Here is an 18,517-nt window from a genome sequence, read left to right as displayed (position 1 = left end):
TACTCGCAGCGCATGACGCGACTGAGGGGTGCGGTACGGCGGACGGCTCGGGCCTTCCGCCCGGGGACGGACAGAGGCACGTCGGCCGATGAGGGGCTGGGAAGGATCCGCGTGCTGGAGCAGGACGTGCGCGGATCACGGCCGGTGGACTCCGTGCGGCGGGAGACGCGGGCCGCCTGGGACGCCCTGCGAGCCGCCTGGAAGGGGCCCGGGCGGGAACGCGATCTGGTCGTCCAGTCGCTCAAGGCCGCCGCGGCGGCGGTGCTCGCCTGGGTGGTGGGCGGCGTCTGGATGGGAGACCCGCTCGCGCTGATGGCGCCGTGGGTGGCGCTGGTGCTGGTGCAGGCCACCGTCTACAGCTCGCTGGTGCAGGGCGCGCGGCAGTTCGGGGCGATCTGCGTCGGCACCGTGCTGGCCTCGGCAGCACAGGCGCTCACCGGCGACACGACGGGCGCGCTCGCCCTGTCCGTCCCGGTGCTGATGCTGCTCGCGAACTGGTCGCGCTTCGGCGACCAGGGCATCTACGCGGCGACCACCGCCCTGTTCACCCTCACGGCGGGCTCCGTGAGCATGGCCGGAGTCGGGCACCGTGTGGGGCAGGCGGCACTGGGCGCCGTCATCGGCGTCACGGTCAACGCGCTCGTCCTGCCGCCAGTCCATCTGCGGGACGTACGGGAGAACCTGGCGGCCCTCGCCCGGGAGGCGGGCGACGTCCTGCGCACCGTCGCCGCCGATCTGCGCGAGGGCGAGTGGGACGCGCAGACCGCCGCCGGCTGGCTCAGCGCGTCGTCCCGGCTGGACCACCGCCTGGAGGCGCTGCGCTCGGCGCGCCGGTGGAGCATGGAGAGCCTGCGCCTGACCTACGGCCCCTTGCGGCGCCTGCACCGTGTGCCGCACGGGGGCGCTTTGCCGCCGGTGGACGAGGACGAGCGGTTCGGCCGGGTCACCGGGCACGTGGCCGCGCTGACCCGGGCCCTGGCGGTGTCCGTGGACGACAACCGGACGCCCGCCCCGCCCGAGGGCCCGGCCCTGGACGCGTACGCGCGTCTGCTGGAGCTGATCGGGGAAGCCTGCCACACCGAGGCCGACAGTCTGCTCGACGGCAGCGTGCGGCCCCGTCCGGACAAGGAGACCGAGGAGGCGATGCGGGCGCTGCACCAGGAACTGCAGGAGAAGCTGCGCCGGCACGCAGGGGAGGGGGCCGCGCACACGGCGGTCCTGGGCACGCTGGTGCTCCAGGCGGAGAACCTGTGGGCCGAGACCGTTCCGGACGACCGGGGGCAGTGACACACCTCACCGGACAGGGCGTCCGGGCGTGGAACACCCAGAGATGGTTGCCCGTTGAACAAGGTGTGGGTCCGCGCCCACACTCCTGAGCCGCCCCGGCCGTGATTCCCCCGTCCGGCCGGGGCTTCCCTCTGCCGACGCCCGTGGCCCCGCCCACGTGCAATCCGCGCGCCCCCCGGGTACTCGGTCACCGCTCGCGGAACCACGCGGCCGAGAGGAGCGGAAGGTGAGCAGCGGAACGGGCAAGCGGATCGTCGTCACGGGCGCCACCGGCAATGTGGGCACCAGCCTGGTGCGCCTCCTCTCCGAGGATCCGGAGGTCGCCTCCGTGCTGGGCCTGGCCCGGCGGATCCCCGACTGGTCGCCGCCGAAGACGGACTGGTCCGCGGTCGATCTGGCCTTCGCGGAGTCCGACCTCGTCGAGCGGTTCACGGACGCCGACGCGGTCGTCCATCTGGCCTGGGCGTTCCAGCCGACGCACGACCCGGCGAAGACCTGGCGCACGAACGTGCTCGGCAGCATGCGAGTGTTCGAGGCGGTGGTCGCCGCGGGGGTGCCGACGCTGGTGCACGCCTCGTCGGTCGGCGCGTACTCGCCGGGTCCCAAGGACCGGACGGTGGACGAGTCATGGCCGACGCACGGCTGGCCGGACGCCGCGTACTGCCGGGAGAAGGCCTACCTGGAGCGTGCGCTGGACACGTTCGAGCGCGATCATCCCGAGACGCGGGTGGTGCGGATGCGGCCCGCCTTCCTCTTCCGGCGGGAGTCCGCGAGTGAGCAACGCCGTATCTTCGGCGGGCGTTTCCTTCCGGGCCCCTCGGCCCGTCCGGAGCTGCTGCCCTTCCTGCCCGACATCGCGGGGCTGCGGGTGCAGGCGCTGCACACGGACGACGCGGCACACGCGTACCGGCTGGCGGTGCACTCCGACGCCCGCGGCGCGTTCAACCTGGCGGCCGAGCCGACGGTCGACGCGGAGCTCCTGGGCAAGATGTTCGATGCCCGCCCGGTGCGGCTGCCGCGCACGGCGGCCCGTTCGGCGATCGCCGCCGCCTGGGGCCTGCGCCTGCTGCCCGCCTCACCGCACCTGTTCGACGCGGTGCTGCGGCTGCCTCTGATGGACTGCGCACGCGCGCGTACGGAACTCGGCTGGCGGCCGGAGCACACGGCGCCGGAGGTGCTGGAGCAGTTCCTGCAGGGACTCCAGCAGGGTGCGGGCGCGCCGACGGAACCGATGCGGGGACACAAGGTGGGCTGACCCCGGGCCACCCCAGACCACTCCGCACACCGTTACCCCGTACCGCGCACACAACCGATGCCGCAGCCGGCCCCCACGGTCGGCTGCGGCCATCGGCGCTCAAGGGGTGCTCAGTCGGCGGGCTCGTCCGGCACCGGATGCTCGGGGTGCACCGTTCCCCGCTGCGGCGCCTCCCCCTGCCGGCCGGTCCCCGCCTCGTCCGTGGCGGGGACGTCGTCGGCGGGCTCGTCGGCATGGTCCTTCCCGTTCTTCTCGTCGTTCTCGGCCTCGCTGGTGCCCGTGAAGCGCGAGGCGGCCTCCCATGGGTCCTCGCCGGTGGCGGCCTGCTGGTCCGGCATGTCCCGCGGGACCGGCTGACCGTTCTCGCCGGGTCCTTCGAGGCGGTGGTCGGTCACGGCGTCCTCCCTTCGTGGTCCGGGCGCCGAGCGAGTACCTCCGGCGTGACCAGCGAAACCTCAGCGCGGTGCCCGCTCCTGAAGTGCCGCGTGCCACGCCGGGAGCGGACTCTCCGGCGCCGGATCGGGACGCCGTCCGCCGCGTGCGAAGAAGTCGGCGAGCGGCAGGATCGCGGCGCCGACCGTGACCGCGTCGGGCCCGAGCCGGCCCAGCTCGACGGTCACCTTCCCGGCCGGGTGGCGCAGCGCGTACGACAGGGCGTGGCGGCGTACGGCGGGCAGGAAGCGGGCGCCGAGGGCCAGGCCCGCCCAGCCGCCGATGAGGATGCGCTCGGGCTGGAAGAGGTTGATCAGGTCGGAGAGACCGGCGCCCAGATACTCGGCGGTCTCCTCCAGGACGGCCAGCGCGACCGGGTCGGCCTCGCCGTCCCCGGGCGGGTACGCCGCGGCGAGCATCGCGGTGAGCGCGGACTCCTCGTCGGTGCCGTCCTGGCCCCGGCCGCCCTCCTCCCGCCAGCGGGCGAGCAGCGACTCGGCGCCCGCGTAGGCCTCCAGGCAGCCGAGCGCCCCGCAGCGGCAGCGGCGGCCCCGGACCCGGACGGTCAGGTGCCCCCATTCGACGGCCCGGCCCTGCTCCACCTCGGGGGTGACGAGGCTCGCGCCCACACCGGAGCCGAAGAGGACCACCACGGCGTTGTGCGCGCCGCGTCCGGCGCCGAACCACATCTCGGCCTGGCCCAGCGTCTTGGCGCCGTTGTCGATGAAGTACGGGACGGTGTCCGGCAGCGGGGTTCCGGTGCGGAGCAGGGCCTCCAGCGGGACGGCGTCCCAGCCGATGGTCTGCCCGTGCACGAGCGCGCCGCGGTCGGGGGTGTGCTCGACGATGCCGGGGACACCGATGCCGACGCCGAGGAGCCGTTCGGGCGCGAGGCCGGCGGTGTCGAGCACCTCGGCGATGCCCTGGCGGATGTGGTCGACGATGACCTCGACCTCGTACCGCCGGCCGGCGAGCGGGCGCTCGACGCGGGCCAGCTCGGTGAGGGTGAGGTCGAACAGTTCGACACGCACCCGGGTCTCGCCGACGTCGACGCCGATCATGTGGCCGCTGCCGGGCGCGACGCGCAGCAGGGTGCGGGGGCGGCCGCCGTCGGAGTCGACGCTGCCGGCCTCCTCGACCAGCCCGGCCGCGACGAGATCGGCGACGACGTTGCTGACGGAGCCGGAACTCAGTCCGGTCGCCGGGCCGAGTGCGAAGCGGCTGAGCGGGCCGTCGAAGTAGAGCCGTTGCAGCACGACCGTGCGATTGGCCCGCCTGAGATCGCGTACCGTGCGCCCGTTCCGCCCCGCCATGTGGCTCCTTCCAGCCCTTGCCCGACCTGCAACATACCCCCGGGGGCAAGCTCGGCGCGACCTTCCTCCACCCCTTATTTCACGCTGTGAGATTACGGGCCGGGGAGTTCCTCGATCTCGTCCAGGGCCGCGACGAGTTCCGGGGCGACCGTCTCCCGCACCCACCGCTCCTGTTCCTCGCCGACCGCACGCGGAACCGTCTCGGTGAGCATGATCAGGTACAGATAGGCGCGGTACAGGGCGAGACGGAGGCGGGCCGGGGCGTCGAAGCCGGCCCGGCCGCCGGCCTCCCGATAGCCCGACAGGAGCGCCTCGTCCTCCTTGATGTCCCCCAGCAGCGCCAGGGAGACGAATTCGGCGAGGGGGTCGCCCCAGAACATGCGCTCCCCGTCGATGAGGCCACCGATACGGGCGCCCGTGTCCGACCGGTCGACGAGGATGTTGCCCCGCCACAGGTCGAAGTGCACGAGGCACGGGACGGTGACCTCGTCGAGGGCGCCGTACGCGGAGCGGGCGGTACGGGCCACCGCGTCGGCCAGGCGGGGCAGCCGGGCCCCGTAGCGCCGGGCGTCGTCGAGGACGGCGTCGAACATCGTCGTGAACGCGGTCCTCCAGTCGGGGGCGAGCGGGCCGAGGGCGCCGGAGGGATAGCCGAAGCCGGGGCCCGTCACGCGGTGCAGACGGGCCGTCAGGCGTCCCAGGTCCGTACGCAGTGCGGTCTGTTCCGCAGCCGTGAGGGAGTCGTCCCAGGAGTCGCCCGGGCAGGCCGTCATCAGCAGGAAGTCCTCGCCCAGGGACACCAGCCGCGGCGCGGGAACGCCGACGCCGGCGGCCGAGTGGTAGAACTCGGCCTCCGAGACGAGGAGTCGGCGCTCGTGCCGCAGGCCGGAGGTCGCGGCCGAGGGCGGGACCTTGAGCACGTAGCGGGTGCCGTCGGTGAGGCGGAGCTCCTCGACGGTGTTGTACGTGCCGCCGGTCAGCGGGCGGAGGTGGGCGAGGCGGCCGGGGTCGAGGCCCGCCGCCTCCAGGATGCGCCGGGCCCGTTCCCAGGAGTCCACCACCGTGCGCCCACCCCTCCCCTACGGCTTCGGTCAGCCGGCCGCGTACACGTCCTCGACGTAACGCCCGTCCGCGACCAGCCCGTCGAGCCACTGCTCGGCGGCCGTCTCGTCCGTACCCGGCCTGTGCTTGCGGTACAGGGTACGGAACGCTTCCCGCACCCCGGGCGCCATCCGCGAACCGTCGCCGCAGACGTACACCCGCGCTCCGGCGTCCAGCAGGACCCAGACCTCCTCGGCCTCGGCGGCGATGCGGTGCTGCACGAACCGCACCTCGCCCTCGGGGGTCTCGCTGAAGGCGGGGCGCAGCGAGACGGCCCCGGCGGTGTCGGCGGCGCCCAGTTCGTCGGCGTGCATGAAGTCGGCGTCGGGCGCGTCACAGCCGAAGTAGCAGACGGCCGGGGCGAGTTCGGCGCCCGCCGCGAGGGCTGCCGTACGGTCGGCGATGGCGCCGCGGAACGGGGCGAGGCCGGTGCCCGCCGCGACCATGACGACGGGGGCGGCTCCGCCGGTGGCGTCGATACGGAAGGCCTCCCGGCACGGCTGCACGCGCGCGTAGACCGTGTCGCCGGGCTCCACCGCGTTGAGGTGGCCGGATCCGGTGCCCCGGTAGACGCCCTTGCCGGAGCGGGCGGGCGCCTGCAGCAGCGACACCATCAGGTCCACGTGGCCGGGGTCGACGGCGGGCGAGGAGGAGACGGAGTAGTGGCGGGGGCGCAGCGGGGTGAGGAGGTCGAGGAGCCGCGGCCAGTCCAGGGCGCCCCGCAGGGCCGGGTGGTCCTCGAGGATCTCCACCAGGGTGCGCGGGTCGTCGGTGAGGGCGGCCAGGGCCATGCGCTCCGGCGGGCACGGGTTGGCGGCGGCGAGCGCGGCGAGCTGCCCGGCGCTCGGGCGCTCCTGCAGCTCCACGTGGTGGGTGAGGAGCTGCCGTACCGTCACGGGCCGGTCGACGGCGATGCCGTCGCGGCGCGGGCGGGTGGCGCGGATGTCCAGGACCGTGTCGAGGTCGAGGCCGAGCGCGGTGGCGGTGCGGGTGACGAGGTCCGGGTCGTTGGCGGGCAGCACGGTGAGGTGGTCGGCCGTGCGGTAGGTGACGCCCTCCGGCAGGGCGACGCGGAGGAACCGCTTGCGGCGCGGGTAGCCGGGCGCGGTGAGGTCGTAGGCCTCGGTGACCCGCATGGGGACGAGTTCGTGCCGTTCGGCGAGGGCGTCCAGCGGGCCGCCGGTCAGGGTACGGACCTCGTAGGCGGCCGTGGGCTCGGGGTCCGGGGTCGTGGCGTCCGGGTCGCCGTACTGCCGCAGGAGGGCGGTGCGCAGGGCCGCCGTGAACTCCCGGACGGTTCCGGTGAGGTCGCCGGAGGCGTCGGCGGCGGCGCGGTCGAGCAGCCGGGTGGCGCCGGACTCCGCGAGCCGCTCGTCGATCCGGGTGGGGACGTGCTGGTAGGTGGCGGCCCAGTTGCGGTCGCCGACACCGAGGACCGCGTACGTCACCCCGGACAGGTCGTGGGTCTCCTCCAGCCGGGCGGCGAAGGCGGTGGCGTCGTCGGTGGGGCGGCCGTTGTAGGAGGCGGCCGCGATGACGACGGGCCGGTCGGTGGGCAGACCGCCGGCGTAGGCGTCCAGGGAGGCCACCTGGGTCTCGCAGCCGACGGCGGCGGCCTCGTCGGCGAGCTGGGCGGCGAAGTCGCGGCAGGTGCCGTAGTTGCTGCCGTGCAGGAAGAGGGCGGCGGTGCCGGGGCGGACCCGCGCGGGCAGGTCCTGCGGTTCGGCCGAGTCCGTGTCCTGGAGCGGGGCGGCGCCGGGCAGCGGCGTGTGGACGCGGTCGGCGGAGGTGCGCGGGGTGAGCGCGAGGGTGAAGCCCTCGGGCTTGAGGGTGAGGGTCTCCTTGATGTCGAGCCGGTAGTCGGCGTGGTCGCCCAGCCGGTAGCGGTGCACGAGCATGGCCAGCAGCATGGTCGCCTCGTGCAGCGCGAACTGGCGTCCGATGCAGGCGCGCTCACCGGTGCCGAACGGCTTGAAGGCGTGCACCGGGCGCTCCGCCTCCGACTCGGCCGTGAAGCGCGAGGGGTCGAACAGCTCGGGGTTGTCGCCCCAGACGGGCTGCCGGTGCAGCATCGGCGTGAGCACCAGGGCGGAGTCTCCGGCGCGCATCGGGATCCGGCCGCCGAGCAGCGTGTCCTCGCGGGCCTGCCGGGCGAACACGGCGGCCGTGGGCCAGAGCCGGAGCGCCTCGTTGAGGACCTGGCGGGTGTAGGTCAGCCGGCCGATCTCGTCGTACGCCGGCTCGACGTCCGCCGCGTCGCCCCACAGCTCGTCGACCTCGCGCTGCACCATCTGGAGCGCGGTCGGGTGCTTGGCGAGGTAGTACAGCGCGAAGGACATGGCGCCGGAGGTGGTCTCGTGCCCGGCGATGAGGAAGGTGATGACCTGATTGCGGATGTTGGCCGTGTCGAGCGTGGTGCCGTCGGCCGGGTGCTCGGCGGTGAGCATCAGGCCGAGGAGGTCGTCGGCCTGGCTCTGGTCGGTGCCGGTGCGGGCGGCGATGACCTCGTCGACGACCTGGGCGAGGTAGGCGGAGTCGTCGCGGAAGGCCGCGTCCTGCGCCGAGTAGTCCTGGCCGGGGACGCGGGCGAGGCGGGTCATGCTCCATTCCAGGCAGCGGACCATCGACTCGACGAAGGGGTGCGGCTCGGCCCGCTCGAAGGAGCCGAAGTCGTAGCCGAAGCCGGCGAGTCCGATGGTGTCGAGCGTCATGCGGGTCATGTCGCCGGGCACGTCGACGGGCTTGCCGGCACCGGCGTCGCGGTCCCAGGACGCGATGAGCCGCTGGGCGACCCGCAGCATCACGGGGTGGTACGTCCGCATCGAGCCGAGCGCGAAGGCGGGCATGAGGATGTCGTGCGCCTTGGCCCAGTTGGGCTCGTCGTTGTAGGCGGTGAACAGGCCGTCGGCGGCGAATTCGCGGACGTTCTCCAGACCGGGCCCGATGTGCTTGGCGAACCGCCGCTCGTCCGCGAGGTCGGCGACCATGTCCAGGTCGCCCACGAACAGGGTGTCCCGCCCGTACAGCCGCCGGACGAAAGCGGGCCCGTGCTCGCGCATCAGGTCCATGGCCTGCTGGATGGGCGCGGGGCCGGGTCCGGTGGCGGTGATGTCGGCGACGGGGATGTCGGCGGGGGTGTCTGCGGTGCGGGAGGTCTGTCCGGTGGGGGGCATGACGCGGCAACTGCCTTTCGCGGTACGGAAGTACTGCGATCCAGCGTGATCCACGGGGCCCGGCGGGCAACGCCGCACCCCTACATGATTGTGTAGTGCAAGCAGATGCGTCGCTCTTGCGCGAGAGCGGCCCGGCGTGGCAGGAGATGCTCGTGGACCTGGCCCGGCAGGAGGCCGTGACGTGGCGCAACCGCGCCCTGCTCCTCTTCGACCGGGTCGCGATGCCGGTCGCGGTGTGCGACGTGTACGGCGCGGTGCTGCTCGCCAACCCGGCGATGGCCGCGGAGTGCGGTACGACGCCGGGGCGGCTGCGCGGCCGTGATGTGCTGGAGCTGTTCAGCCCGCGGGAGGCGACGCAGGTGGAGCGGATCGCGGAGGCGCTGCGGCTGCGGCACCGCTCGCGGTACCAGGTGTCCGTGCGCTGGCGGGCGCCCGGCGGAGCGGAGCGGTACGGGGAGCTGACGGCGGACCCGGTGAGCGACACGGTGGAGGAGACGCCCGCCCTGCTGGTGATGCTGCGGGTGGACGGCGAGCACGAGGCCCGAAGCACCCCGCCCGCCGAACGGGTCACCCCGGCGGAGGCCCGCATCCTGGCCCTTTTGGCCGCGGGCGCCACCACGGCCCGGGCCGCCCGCGAAACCGGCCTCACCACCGACGGCGTGACGTACCACCTCCGCCGCCTGTCCTCCCGCTGGCACGCCGCCAACCGCACGGAACTGGTGGCCCGCGCCTACGCGCTGGGGGTACTGGCCCCTGGGGTGTGGCCGCCGGAGGTCTCGGCGGCGGAGCCGGGGTGAGACGGCCTTCCGGAAATCCACTCGCCCCGTTCGTCGCGGCTGTCTAACCTGACCTGGCCCCCAAAACCTAGGACCCCTAGGTTTGGCCGAAGAGAAGCAGGAGCCCTCCCATGAAGCCGCTCACCGAGCAGGACATCCGCACCTCGTTCATCAACTGCTCGAAGGGAGAGGCCAAGCGTCTGGCCGTCCCCCGGGATCTCGGGGAACGGCCCTGGGACGATCTCGACTTTCTCGGGTGGCGGGATCCGGGGGCGCCCGATCGGAGCTATCTCGTGACCGAGCGGGAAGGCCGGCTCATCGGGGTGACGATGCGGTTCCAGCCCGCACAGCGGGGGCCTCTGCAGCGCAGCATGTGTTCGCTGTGCCTGACGACGCACCCGCGGGGCGGGGTCTCGCTGATGACCGCGCGGAAGGCCGGGGCGGCCGGGCGTGAGGGGAACTCCGTCGGTGTGTACATGTGCACCGACCTCGCCTGTTCCCTCTACGTACGCGGGAAGAAGGTGCCGGAGAGCGGCTCCCGCCTGGAGGAGAGCCTCACCCTGGCGGAGCAGATCGACCGGACCACGGACGGGCTGGCCGCCTTCCTCGACAAGGTGTACGCCTGAGCGTCCACGGTCGCCCCTGTTTTCCCTCGGCGCTAACGTCCTTCATGGATGCGTTCGATGCGCCAGGGGAAGGGGAACAGCCCGAGGATGCGAGAGGTACGTGAGTGGACGGCGCACGCCACTCGGATCATGCACAAGCGCCGGGATCCCGTGGTCGTCCAGACGTTCCGGTCCGCGACCGCGGCGACGATCGCGTACGTCATCGCGCTCCGGCTGAGCCCCGAGCCGACGGCCGCACCTCTCACCGCTCCCCTGACCGCGCTGCTGGTCACCCAGGTGACGCTGTATACCACGCTCACCAACGGCTTCCGCAGGGTGAACGCCGTGGTCACGGGAGTCCTCGTCGCCATCGCGTTCAGCCTGCTGGTGGGCCTGACCTGGTGGAGCCTGGCACTGCTCCTCCTGGCCGCGCTGGCCGTGGGGCGGCTGGTCAAGGTGGAGGAGTACGTCCCCGAGGTGGCGATCAGCGCGATGCTGGTCCTCGGGGTCACCACCGTCGGGAACACCGCCTGGGCCCGGGTGGTGGAGACACTGATCGGCGCGTCGGTCGGGCTCGCCTGCAATCTGCTGCTGGCGCCGCCGGTGTGGGTGGAGGAGGCGGGCGAGTCGATCGAGGGTCTGGCGCGCCGGCTGCGGCAGCTCATGCTGCGCATGGGCGAGGAGGCCGCAAGCGGCACGCCCGTGAAACGCGCGGCGGAGCAGCTCCACGAGGCGCGGCGCCTGGACCACGACATCGTCGACGTGGATGCCGCCCTCAGACAGGCCGAGGACAGTCTGCGGCTCAACCCGCGCGTGCAGGACAGCGTGCTGCACCGGGTGGTGATGCGCACCGGCCTGGACACGCTGGAGATCTGCACCGTCGTCCTGCGCGTGCTCGCGCGCTCCCTCACCGACCTCGCGAAGGAGCGCGAACCCAAGCCGCTGTTCGAGGCCGAGACGGGGGCGGCCCTGGAGCAGTTGCTGTCCGAGATCGCCGACGCCGTGGTGAGCTTCGCGGTGCTGGTCACCACCCACCTCAGCGCGAGCGCCGAGTCGGCCGAGGAACGTCTCGCCGCGGAACTGCGCACCGCGGCGGGCACCCGCGACAAGCTGGCCCTGCTGCTGCGCGAGGAGGCCGAGCGCGACCCCGGGCACTGGCAGCTTCCGGGCGCCGTCCTGACGGAGGTCAACCGCATCCTCGACGAGCTCGACACCGAGCACCGCTCCCGGCGCCTGTTCGAGGAACTGGACCGCGTCTCGCGCGAGCAGCGCGCGCGGATGCCCCGGCTGACGCGGCTGCGTGAGCGGCTGGGCGTCACGGAAGAGCTGTGGCGGAACCGCGCCGGGTTCGACGGGCGTTCTCGCTGAGGGGACGCCGGCAGGGGGCCGGCACCTGATGCGAGGGAGCGGGCCGATGGCCGACACGACGGCGGTACGGATCGACGGGAACACGCTGCGGCTGCCGGGCGGTGTGACCGTGCGGTTCATCCGCACCCTGCGGCTGCCCGAGACGGGCACTCATCCACTGCCGCCCGGTCTGGGCGAGTTCCCGGTGCGGCGGGTCGCGGACTACGGGGACCGGGTGCCCGAGGCGTGGCGGGCGCGCGGCGGTGTGATGCTGCCGGTGTATCTGCGCGAGGCGATGTGGCTGAGCTTCGCGGGGACGTCGGAGCCGGCCGCGCTGCAGGTCGGCGTCGGCAAGGTGTGCGCGGTCTCGGGCCGGCCCTGGAGCGACCGCCCGGCACGCGGCCCGCAGAACTATGTGGTGCTCCCCCGGCAGCCGTGGCTGGACGGCATCAACTCCGGCACGGGCACGGTCCGTCAGTTCGTGGCCGTCCCGCTCGGTCTGGGCGCCACGGTCGAGGGCCAGGTCACGGGCGAGGAGGTCTGGGGCGGCGTACAGCTCCAGTCCTTCCCGCTGACCGACCGGGAGCTGGCGCGCTGGCGTGCGGAGGAGCGCCTGAGGGCGGAGCGAACCCGGGGGACGGCCCCGTCGGGCGGTTACGGTGCGGCCGTGCCGGGCGGTTACGGTGCCGCGATGCCGATGGCGGCACCGTCCGCGACCGGTGCTCCCCCGGCACCGGCCGCGCCCGGATCCGTCCCGGCGCCTCCCGCGTTCGGCGCGACCCCCGCGCCCGCCGCCGGAGCCGCTCCCTCGGCTCCCTCCCGTGCGCCCGCGGCGATGGGGCTCGGGGTCGGCGGATCCATGCGGCAGGAGGTCTTCCAGGACGACCGGCCGCTGTCGGACTGGGCGCGGCGGCCGGCGGGGCGGGTCTTCGTGCACCTCGTGACGCCGCCGGAGTGGCGCCGTATCACCGGCGAGGCGCCGCCGCCCTCTCCGGTGGACCGGGCCGCGTACACCCGGGCGGGCCTGCCCTGGTTCGACTACTACGACCAGGACGCGGAGGACCTCGCCCCCACGGACACGCTCCGGGCCGTCAAGCCGGCCGGCGACTGGCTCGGGGACGACCACGAGCCCTGGCAGGAGCCCGCGCCCGGGCAGGTGCGGCAGCTCAAGGACGCGCCGGGCCGGCCGGTCGAGGACGGGGGCTGGTAGGCGGCCGAGGCGTGTTGCGTCTGGCGCGACGCGTGGTGCTGTTGTTGCACCCGGTGGGTGATCCACGCCATGGTGGCTGTCGCGACGGGGACGAGTGACGACCTGAGGGGCGACATGGGCAGTGGTGGCTGGAGCAGGCGCCGGTTCGTCGGCGCGCTGGCAGGAGGATCCGCCGCGGCGGCGCTCCCGGCCTGTGACAACGCGTCCGCGCCCACGGCCTCGACGACCCCGTCGGCCCCCGAGTCGAGCCCGTCCCGAGAGGCCCGGCGGCCGTCCGGGCCCCGCCCCCTCTACCTCGGCACCTACACCTCAGTCGAGGGCGGCGGCAAGGGCATCGGCCTGGCCACCTACGACGCGGCGACGGGCCGGATCACCGGTACCGGCACACTCTCCGGCGTCGGCGACCCGTCATATCTCGCGATCCACCCGGACCGCCGCACGCTGTACGCGGTGAACGAACGCGAGGACGGCGCCGTGACCGCCGTCCGGCTGGCCGACCGGAAGGTCCTGGGCAGCCGGAGCACCGGGGGCGCGGCCCCTTGCCATCTGTCGGTGCATCCGGGCGGGCGCTGGCTGCTCAGCGCGAACTACGGCTCGGGCAGCGTGGCCGTGCATCCGATCGACTCCTCGGGAGCCCTCGGCGAGCGCACCGACCTCGTCCGGCACTCCACTCCGCCGCCCGGTCCGGGCCAGGACGGGCCGCATGCCCACCAGATCTTCACCAGCCCCGACAGGCGGTACGTGCTCGCCGTCGACCTCGGTACGGACACCGTCTACACGTACCGGCTCGACGAGAAGGCCGGCACGCTCACCGAGGTGTCGCAGGCGCGGACCCGGCCGGGCGCGGGACCGCGTCACCTCACGTTCCACCCCGGCGGCCGGTACGCCTACCTCGCCGACGAGGTCGACAACACCGTGGCCGTCTGCTCGTACGATCCGGACTCCGGCCGTGTGACCGTCGGTGCGGCGCAGTCCACGGGCACGGGTCCGGGCACGAACTATCCGGCGCAGATCCTGGTGACGGCGAACGGCCGGTTCGCATATCTCGCCAACCGCGGCGCCAACAGCCTTACGCGCTATGCGATCGAGGCGGACGGTGCCCGGCTCAGACTGCTGGACACCGTGCCGGTGGACGGGGACTTCCCCCGCCAGATCGCCTTCTCACCGGAGGGCACGCTGCTGTTCGCGGCGAACCAGAAGTCCGGCACCGTCACCGTCTTCCACGTGGACGGGAAGAGCGGCACGCTGCGGCGCGCCGGTGAACCGTTTCCCTCACCGGTCGCCGTCTGTGCGCTGCCGCTGTAGGGCCCTGGGGCAGGACGCGGCGCTCGCCTGGGTGAGCAGGACGTGCATGCGCTCGGTGAGCTGCGCGACGTCGTCGGCGGGCGCGTGGAACGCCAGGCGTACGTCGCCGTGGGCGCGGGCCCGTTCGATGCGCAGCGTCAGTCCGTGCCGGTCCACGGCGAGTGGCCGGACGCGGACCGCGCCGTGCAGGCTGTCGCGCTCCAGGAGCCGGGTGAGCCGCTCGACCGCGTCGGCGTGGCAGTCGGCGAGGTGCGTTAGCAGCCGGGCCTCGGCCGTGGTGAGCGGGTCGGGCACGGCGGCGGCGAACTCGTCGAGGTCCACGACCACGGCACCGGACGGCTGCCGCAGCACCACACGCGTGGGCCGGAAGGCCAGTTGCCCCTCCTCCATGGCGAACCAGCCCGCGAGCCACAGCCGGGCGCGGATCCGGTTGCGCACGGGGACGGGCGCGACATCGGCGAACTCCAGCACCGCGGACGGCTCGCCGCGGGGCGCGCAGATCGCGGCCGCGAGCAGGGCGCTGTCCTCCGGCACGTTCACGAGCACCCTGCCGTCCTCGGTCACCGTGTGCGCGCCGACCAGCTCCTCCCGCGTGCCCTCCGCGGTCACCGAGCATGACCAAGCGGCGGCGAGCACCGAGCGCGCCCGCTCCGCCGCGGCAGGGGCCGCCGTCCAGCTTTGGCTGTCGTCACCCATCCCAGACCTCCTTAGGTAAGCCTTGCCTAACCTACCGAAGATCGGGGTGTGAGCCAACCGCGTCACGTGATCTTTACGAGGCCTTTCAGGGAGTGAGCACACCCAGCAGGGCGCGTGCGCACAGCTCGCGCACCTGCTCCCGGCCCAACTCCGCGTCGCGCAGCCACTCCAGGCAGACGGCCGTGGTGAACGCCAGCCAGCCGCGCACGGCGAGCCGCACCTCCGGCCGCTCCTCGAAGGCCGGGCCGAACTCGGGGTCCGCGGCGAGCGCCGCGAGGATCTGCCGCTCCTGCGCGGCCAGGGCGCGCTGGTAGACCCGCCGCACCGCCTGGTCCCCGGCCGCGTCGGCGCGATGGAAGGCGCGGTAGCCGTGCGCGTGGGCCCGGACGTACTCCAGGAACGTGTCGAGACCGGCCGCGAGTTGCTCACGCACCGGGACGCCCGGAACCGCCGCCGTCATGCGCAGCATCCGCTCGCTCTCGCGCTCCACGACCGCCGCGAAGAAGTCACGCTTGGTCGGGAAGTAGTGGTACAGCAGCCCTCGCGACACCCCGGCGATCTCGGCGACCTGCTCGATCCACACGTCGTCGTAGGGGCTCTCCGAGAAGAGCCGCGCACCGACCGACAGGAGCTGCTCCCGGCGCTCCTCGGTGCTGAGCCGACGGCGTGTGCGCCCGCCCTGGTTCGCGGCCATGCCAGCACTTTACTTGACGCCGGTTCAACAACGGGACCAGACTGACCGCGCTATTGAACTCACGTACAACACGTGCGAACCCGCCGCCGGATCGAGGGAGATCGCGTCATGTCGGAGGCGCCGATACGGGCTTCAGGGCCCAAGGGGTTCCGGAGTGCCGAGCTGGGCTGGCCCGAGCTGGACCGCATTCCGCATCCGCCGCGCCGGATCCCGCTGCTCGGTGACGTGGTGGGCGTGAACCGGCGCACTCCCCTGCAGGACTCGCTGCGGTACGCCCGCCGGCTGGGTCCGGTCTTCCGGCGGAAGGCCTTCGGCAAGGAGTTCGTGTTCGTGTGGGGCGCCCGGCACGCGGCCGATCTCGCGGACGAGTCGCGGTTCGCCAAGCACGTGGGGCTCGGCATCGCCAATCTGCGGCCGGTAGCCGGGGACGGCCTGTTCACGGCGTACAACCACGAGCCGAACTGGCAGTTGGCGCACGACGTGCTGGCCCCGGGGTTCAGCCGCGAGGCCATGGCCGGCTACCACCCGATGATGCTGGATGTCGCGCGGCGGCTGACGGACCACTGGGACCGGGCCGCGGCGACGGGCCGGTCGGTGGACGTGCCAGGTGACATGACCAAGCTGACGCTGGAGACGATCGCCCGGACCGGCTTCGGGCACGACTTCGGGTCGTTCGAGCGCTCCCGGCCGCATCCCTTCGTGACCGCGATGGTCGGGACGCTGACGTATGCGCAGCGGCTCAACACCGTGCCCTTCCCACTGGCCCCGCTGCTGCTGCGGAGCGCGAGCCGCCGCAACGCGGCCGACATCGCCCACCTCAACCGCACGGTCGACGAGCTGGTCCGGGCCCGGCGCGCGACCGGCGGCGGCGAGGGCGACCTGCTGGACAGGATGCTGGAGACGGCCCACCCGGAGACCGGGGAGCGGCTCTCGCCGGAGAACGTCCGCCGTCAGGTGATCACCTTCCTCGTCGCGGGCCACGAGACGACATCGGGCGCGCTCTCCTTCGCCCTGCACTACCTCTCCCGGCACCCCGAGGTCGCGGCCCGGGCCCGCGCCGAGGTGGACCGGGTCTGGGGCGACACGGCGGAGCCGGCCTACGAGCAAGTGGCCAGGCTGCGCTACCTCCGGCGGGTGCTGGACGAGTCGCTGCGGCTGTGGCCCACCGCGCCCGCCTTCGCCCGGGAGGCACGGGAGGACACCGTGCTGGCCGGGGAGCACCCCATGCGGCCCGGGGCGTGGGCGCTGGTGCTGACGCCGATGCTGCACCGGGACCCCGAGGTGTGGGGCGCGGACGCCGAGCGGTTCGACCCGGACCGCTTCGACGCGCAGGCCGTGCGGTCCCGCGCCCCGCACACCTTCAAGCCGTTCGGGACCGGGGCGCGGGCGTGCATCGGACGCCAGTTCGCGCTGCACGAGGCGACGTTGGTCCTCGGTCTGCTGCTGCGCCGCTACGAGCTGCGGTCCGACCCGGCCTACCGGCTGCGCGTCACGGAACGGCTGACGCTGATGCCGGAGGACCTGCGGCTGCACCCGGAGCGACGGACCCCGGTGCGGGAGCCCGCCTCAGACCTGCGCTGTCCAGTGCCCGGGGCGGGCGACTGACTCCGGCAACCGGGTCCCGGCGCTCCCCCGGGCCGCGTTGAGCTGCGGCTGGGTGAGGAAGAAGGCCCCGGTCAGGTCGGCGTCGGTGAGATCCGCGTCGCGCAGGTCGGCGCCGATCAGGTCCGCGCCCCGCAGGTCCGCGCCGGTGAGGTCGGCGGCGATGAGGTAGGCGCCGCGCAGGTTGGCACCGCGCAGGTCGGCGCCCTTCAGGCGGGCGCCCATGAGGTCCGCGCCCCGGCGGTTCTTCTTACGGCCCTGGGTGCCGGCCCTGGCCAGTTCGCTCGTCCTCAGCAGCAGGACGTTGATCTCCTGGCGGTGCGCCGCCACATCCAGGTCGGCGAGCTCCTCGGGGGTCCCGTCGGTGAGCTCCTCGGTCTTCTTCAGGGCCTTGCGCAGTTCGGCGTGGACCGGCCGGGCCGCGGGCAGGGCGAGCGCCTCGGTCAGGTACCACAGCAGCTCGTGCAACTGCCGGACGACCGGGAACACGTCGAACATGCGGCGGGCGTTCTCCGGAGGCCCGGACCTCCAGTCCTGCCCGCCGAAGGTGATCTGCGAGACCTGCTGTCCGGCACCGAAGCAGTCGTAGACGGTGCAGCCGGTGAATCCTTTCTGCCGCAGTCTGGCGTGGATGCCGCAGCGGTGGTCGTCCTGGAGGTTGCGGCAGGGCGTACCGGCGTCCTTGTCGACCGCGAAGTCGGCCGATCGCGCGAAGGGCAGGGCGACACAGCACAGCCCGAAACACCGCTCGCAGTCGCCGCGCAGTTCCGCTCGCGCGGCTTTGTGATCTCGCATGACGTTCAGCATACGAAACGAGGAACGCCGGTCAGCCCGTGAGTCCGGGTGCCTCCAGCCGCTCCAGCCGCTCCGGGTCGGCCAGGATGTACATGCCGGTGATCCGGCCGTCGGCGATCGTGGCTCCCATCACCGACTGCACGCGTCCCTCGGGCGCGTGGACGAGGCCGACCGAGCCGTTGACCAGCATCAGCCGCGCGGACGTCGCGTACCGGGCGAACATGAGCGCCTGCTCCGCCACCGTCTTCGCGCCCTGGACGACCTTGGACGCGGCCGCACCCCGTACGAGGGCGCCCGAGTCGGCCCGCAGCACCACGTCCGGGTGCAGCAGCGCGAGCAGCGCCTCGAAGTCGCCGCCGCGCGAGGCGGCCAGGAAGGCGTCGAGCACCTCCTTCTGCCGGCCGAGGTCGGGCTCGGCCGAGGGCGTGGCGCCGCGCACCCGGCGCCGGGCACGGCTCGCGAGCTGCCGGGTCGCGGCCGGGCTGCGCTCCACGATCGGCGCGATGTCGTCGAACGGCACGGCGAACATGTCGTGCAGCACGAACGCGAGCCGCTCGGCGGGCTCCAGGTTCTCCAGGACGACCAGCAGGGCCAGGCCGACCGAGTCGGCCTGGAGCACCTCCTCCGCCGGGTCGACCTGTGACAGAGGCCTGAGCACCGGGTCAGGGACGAAGACGTCGGCCATCGGCTCCTCGCGGCGTGCGGTGCGCGAGCGCAGGAGATCGAGGCAGATGCGGCCGGTCACCGTGGTGAGCCAGCCGCCGAGGTTCTGGATGTCGGCCGGGTCGGTGCGGCTCAGCCGCAGCCAGGCTTCCTGGACGGCGTCCTCCGCCTCGGTCAGCGAACCCAGCATGCGGTAGGCGACCGCTCTGAGGTGCCCGCGGTTCTCCTCGAACCGGTCGGCCAGTTCCTCGCTGCCCGTCATG

At 73.5% G+C, this 18,517-nt stretch carries 16 protein-coding genes; 8 read left to right on the top strand and 8 right to left on the bottom strand.

The annotated features are described in order from the left end of the window. Positions 1-111 precede the first annotated feature (111 nt). Together ACFTZL_RS02465 and ACFTZL_RS02460 are read left to right on the top strand one after the other, a co-directional pair. On the top strand, positions 112-1,287 hold the full coding sequence (locus tag ACFTZL_RS02465) for an aromatic acid exporter family protein (RefSeq protein WP_382577252.1): 1,176 nt from the start codon (positions 112-114) through the stop codon (positions 1,285-1,287). Between the two features lie 226 nt (positions 1,288-1,513). Continuing rightward, the gene (locus tag ACFTZL_RS02460) at positions 1,514-2,542 is read left to right on the top strand and encodes an SDR family oxidoreductase (RefSeq protein ID WP_382577251.1); all 1,029 of its coding nucleotides are present in this window, start codon (positions 1,514-1,516) and stop codon (positions 2,540-2,542) included. A gap of 110 nt (positions 2,543-2,652) precedes the next feature. Here ACFTZL_RS02460 and ACFTZL_RS02455 read toward each other — a convergent pair whose 3' ends face one another. The 4 genes from ACFTZL_RS02455 to ACFTZL_RS02440 all read right to left on the bottom strand — a co-directional run bounded on the left by ACFTZL_RS02455 (position 2,653) and on the right by ACFTZL_RS02440 (position 8,561). Then, positions 2,653-2,937 (bottom strand): hypothetical protein, encoded by a 285-nt coding sequence (locus ACFTZL_RS02455; RefSeq protein ID WP_382577249.1) that lies wholly within the window; start codon positions 2,935-2,937, stop codon positions 2,653-2,655. Between the two features lie 60 nt (positions 2,938-2,997). Further along, on the bottom strand, positions 2,998-4,287 hold the full coding sequence (locus ACFTZL_RS02450) for an ROK family protein (RefSeq protein WP_382577248.1): 1,290 nt from the start codon (positions 4,285-4,287) through the stop codon (positions 2,998-3,000). A 92-nt stretch (positions 4,288-4,379) separates the two neighbouring features. Beyond that, positions 4,380-5,348: a phosphotransferase family protein gene (locus ACFTZL_RS02445; RefSeq protein WP_382577246.1), complete on the bottom strand. Its 969-nt coding sequence runs from the start codon at positions 5,346-5,348 to the stop codon at positions 4,380-4,382. Positions 5,349-5,378: 30 nt separating this feature from the next. Next, positions 5,379-8,561, bottom strand: a complete 3,183-nt coding sequence (locus ACFTZL_RS02440) for a cytochrome P450 (RefSeq protein WP_382577243.1) — start codon at positions 8,559-8,561, stop codon at positions 5,379-5,381. Positions 8,562-8,707: 146 nt separating this feature from the next. On the opposite strand from ACFTZL_RS02440, the gene ACFTZL_RS02435 reads away from it, so the two are divergent. The 5 genes from ACFTZL_RS02435 to ACFTZL_RS02415 all read left to right on the top strand — a co-directional run bounded on the left by ACFTZL_RS02435 (position 8,708) and on the right by ACFTZL_RS02415 (position 13,804). Continuing rightward, positions 8,708-9,358: a PAS domain S-box protein gene (locus ACFTZL_RS02435; RefSeq protein WP_382577283.1), complete on the top strand. Its 651-nt coding sequence runs from the start codon at positions 8,708-8,710 to the stop codon at positions 9,356-9,358. Positions 9,359-9,468: 110 nt separating this feature from the next. After that, positions 9,469-9,963 carry an FBP domain-containing protein gene (locus ACFTZL_RS02430; RefSeq protein ID WP_382577242.1) on the top strand — a complete coding sequence of 165 codons (495 nt, stop codon included), beginning with the start codon at positions 9,469-9,471 and terminating at the stop codon, positions 9,961-9,963. Positions 9,964-10,050: 87 nt separating this feature from the next. Continuing rightward, complete coding sequence (locus tag ACFTZL_RS02425; protein ID WP_382577240.1) at positions 10,051-11,310, top strand: FUSC family protein; 1,260 nt, start codon at positions 10,051-10,053, stop codon at positions 11,308-11,310. 46 nt (positions 11,311-11,356) lie between these two features. Then, positions 11,357-12,499: a hypothetical protein gene (locus ACFTZL_RS02420; RefSeq protein WP_382577238.1), complete on the top strand. Its 1,143-nt coding sequence runs from the start codon at positions 11,357-11,359 to the stop codon at positions 12,497-12,499. Positions 12,500-12,568: 69 nt separating this feature from the next. Further along, positions 12,569-13,804, top strand: coding sequence for a lactonase family protein (locus ACFTZL_RS02415; RefSeq protein ID WP_382577235.1), 1,236 nt, complete (start codon positions 12,569-12,571; stop codon positions 13,802-13,804). On the opposite strand, the gene ACFTZL_RS02410 is transcribed toward ACFTZL_RS02415, so the two are convergent. Next, a complete protein-coding gene (locus ACFTZL_RS02410) occupies positions 13,772-14,500 on the bottom strand; it encodes a DUF2470 domain-containing protein (RefSeq protein ID WP_382577234.1) in 729 nt (242 codons plus the stop codon). The two genes, ACFTZL_RS02415 and ACFTZL_RS02410, sit on opposite strands and share 33 nt — an antisense overlap. An 85-nt stretch (positions 14,501-14,585) precedes the next feature. Next, a complete protein-coding gene (locus tag ACFTZL_RS02405) occupies positions 14,586-15,194 on the bottom strand; it encodes a TetR/AcrR family transcriptional regulator (RefSeq protein WP_382577231.1) in 609 nt (202 codons plus the stop codon). Between the two features lie 108 nt (positions 15,195-15,302). Here ACFTZL_RS02405 and ACFTZL_RS02400 point away from each other — a divergent pair, with 108 nt between their 5' ends. After that, the gene (locus tag ACFTZL_RS02400; RefSeq protein WP_382577229.1) at positions 15,303-16,799 is read left to right on the top strand and encodes a cytochrome P450; all 1,497 of its coding nucleotides are present in this window, start codon (positions 15,303-15,305) and stop codon (positions 16,797-16,799) included. Here the strand turns inward: ACFTZL_RS02400 and ACFTZL_RS02395 are convergent. Then, entirely contained in the window at positions 16,761-17,603 is an 843-nt protein-coding gene (locus tag ACFTZL_RS02395) for a pentapeptide repeat-containing protein (protein WP_382577226.1), read from the bottom strand. The two genes, ACFTZL_RS02400 and ACFTZL_RS02395, sit on opposite strands and share 39 nt — an antisense overlap. 19 nt (positions 17,604-17,622) lie before the next feature. Further along, on the bottom strand, positions 17,623-18,516 hold the full coding sequence (gene sigJ, locus ACFTZL_RS02390; RefSeq protein ID WP_382577223.1) for an RNA polymerase sigma factor SigJ: 894 nt from the start codon (positions 18,514-18,516) through the stop codon (positions 17,623-17,625). Position 18,517 lies beyond the last annotated feature (1 nt).

The organism is Streptomyces sp. NPDC056948 (assembly GCF_042674225.1).
GTDB lineage: Bacteria > Actinomycetota > Actinomycetes > Streptomycetales > Streptomycetaceae > Streptomyces > Streptomyces purpurascens.
The sequence above is the reverse complement of the archived record's forward strand: the minus strand, read 5'-3'. Positions and strand labels throughout refer to the sequence as shown.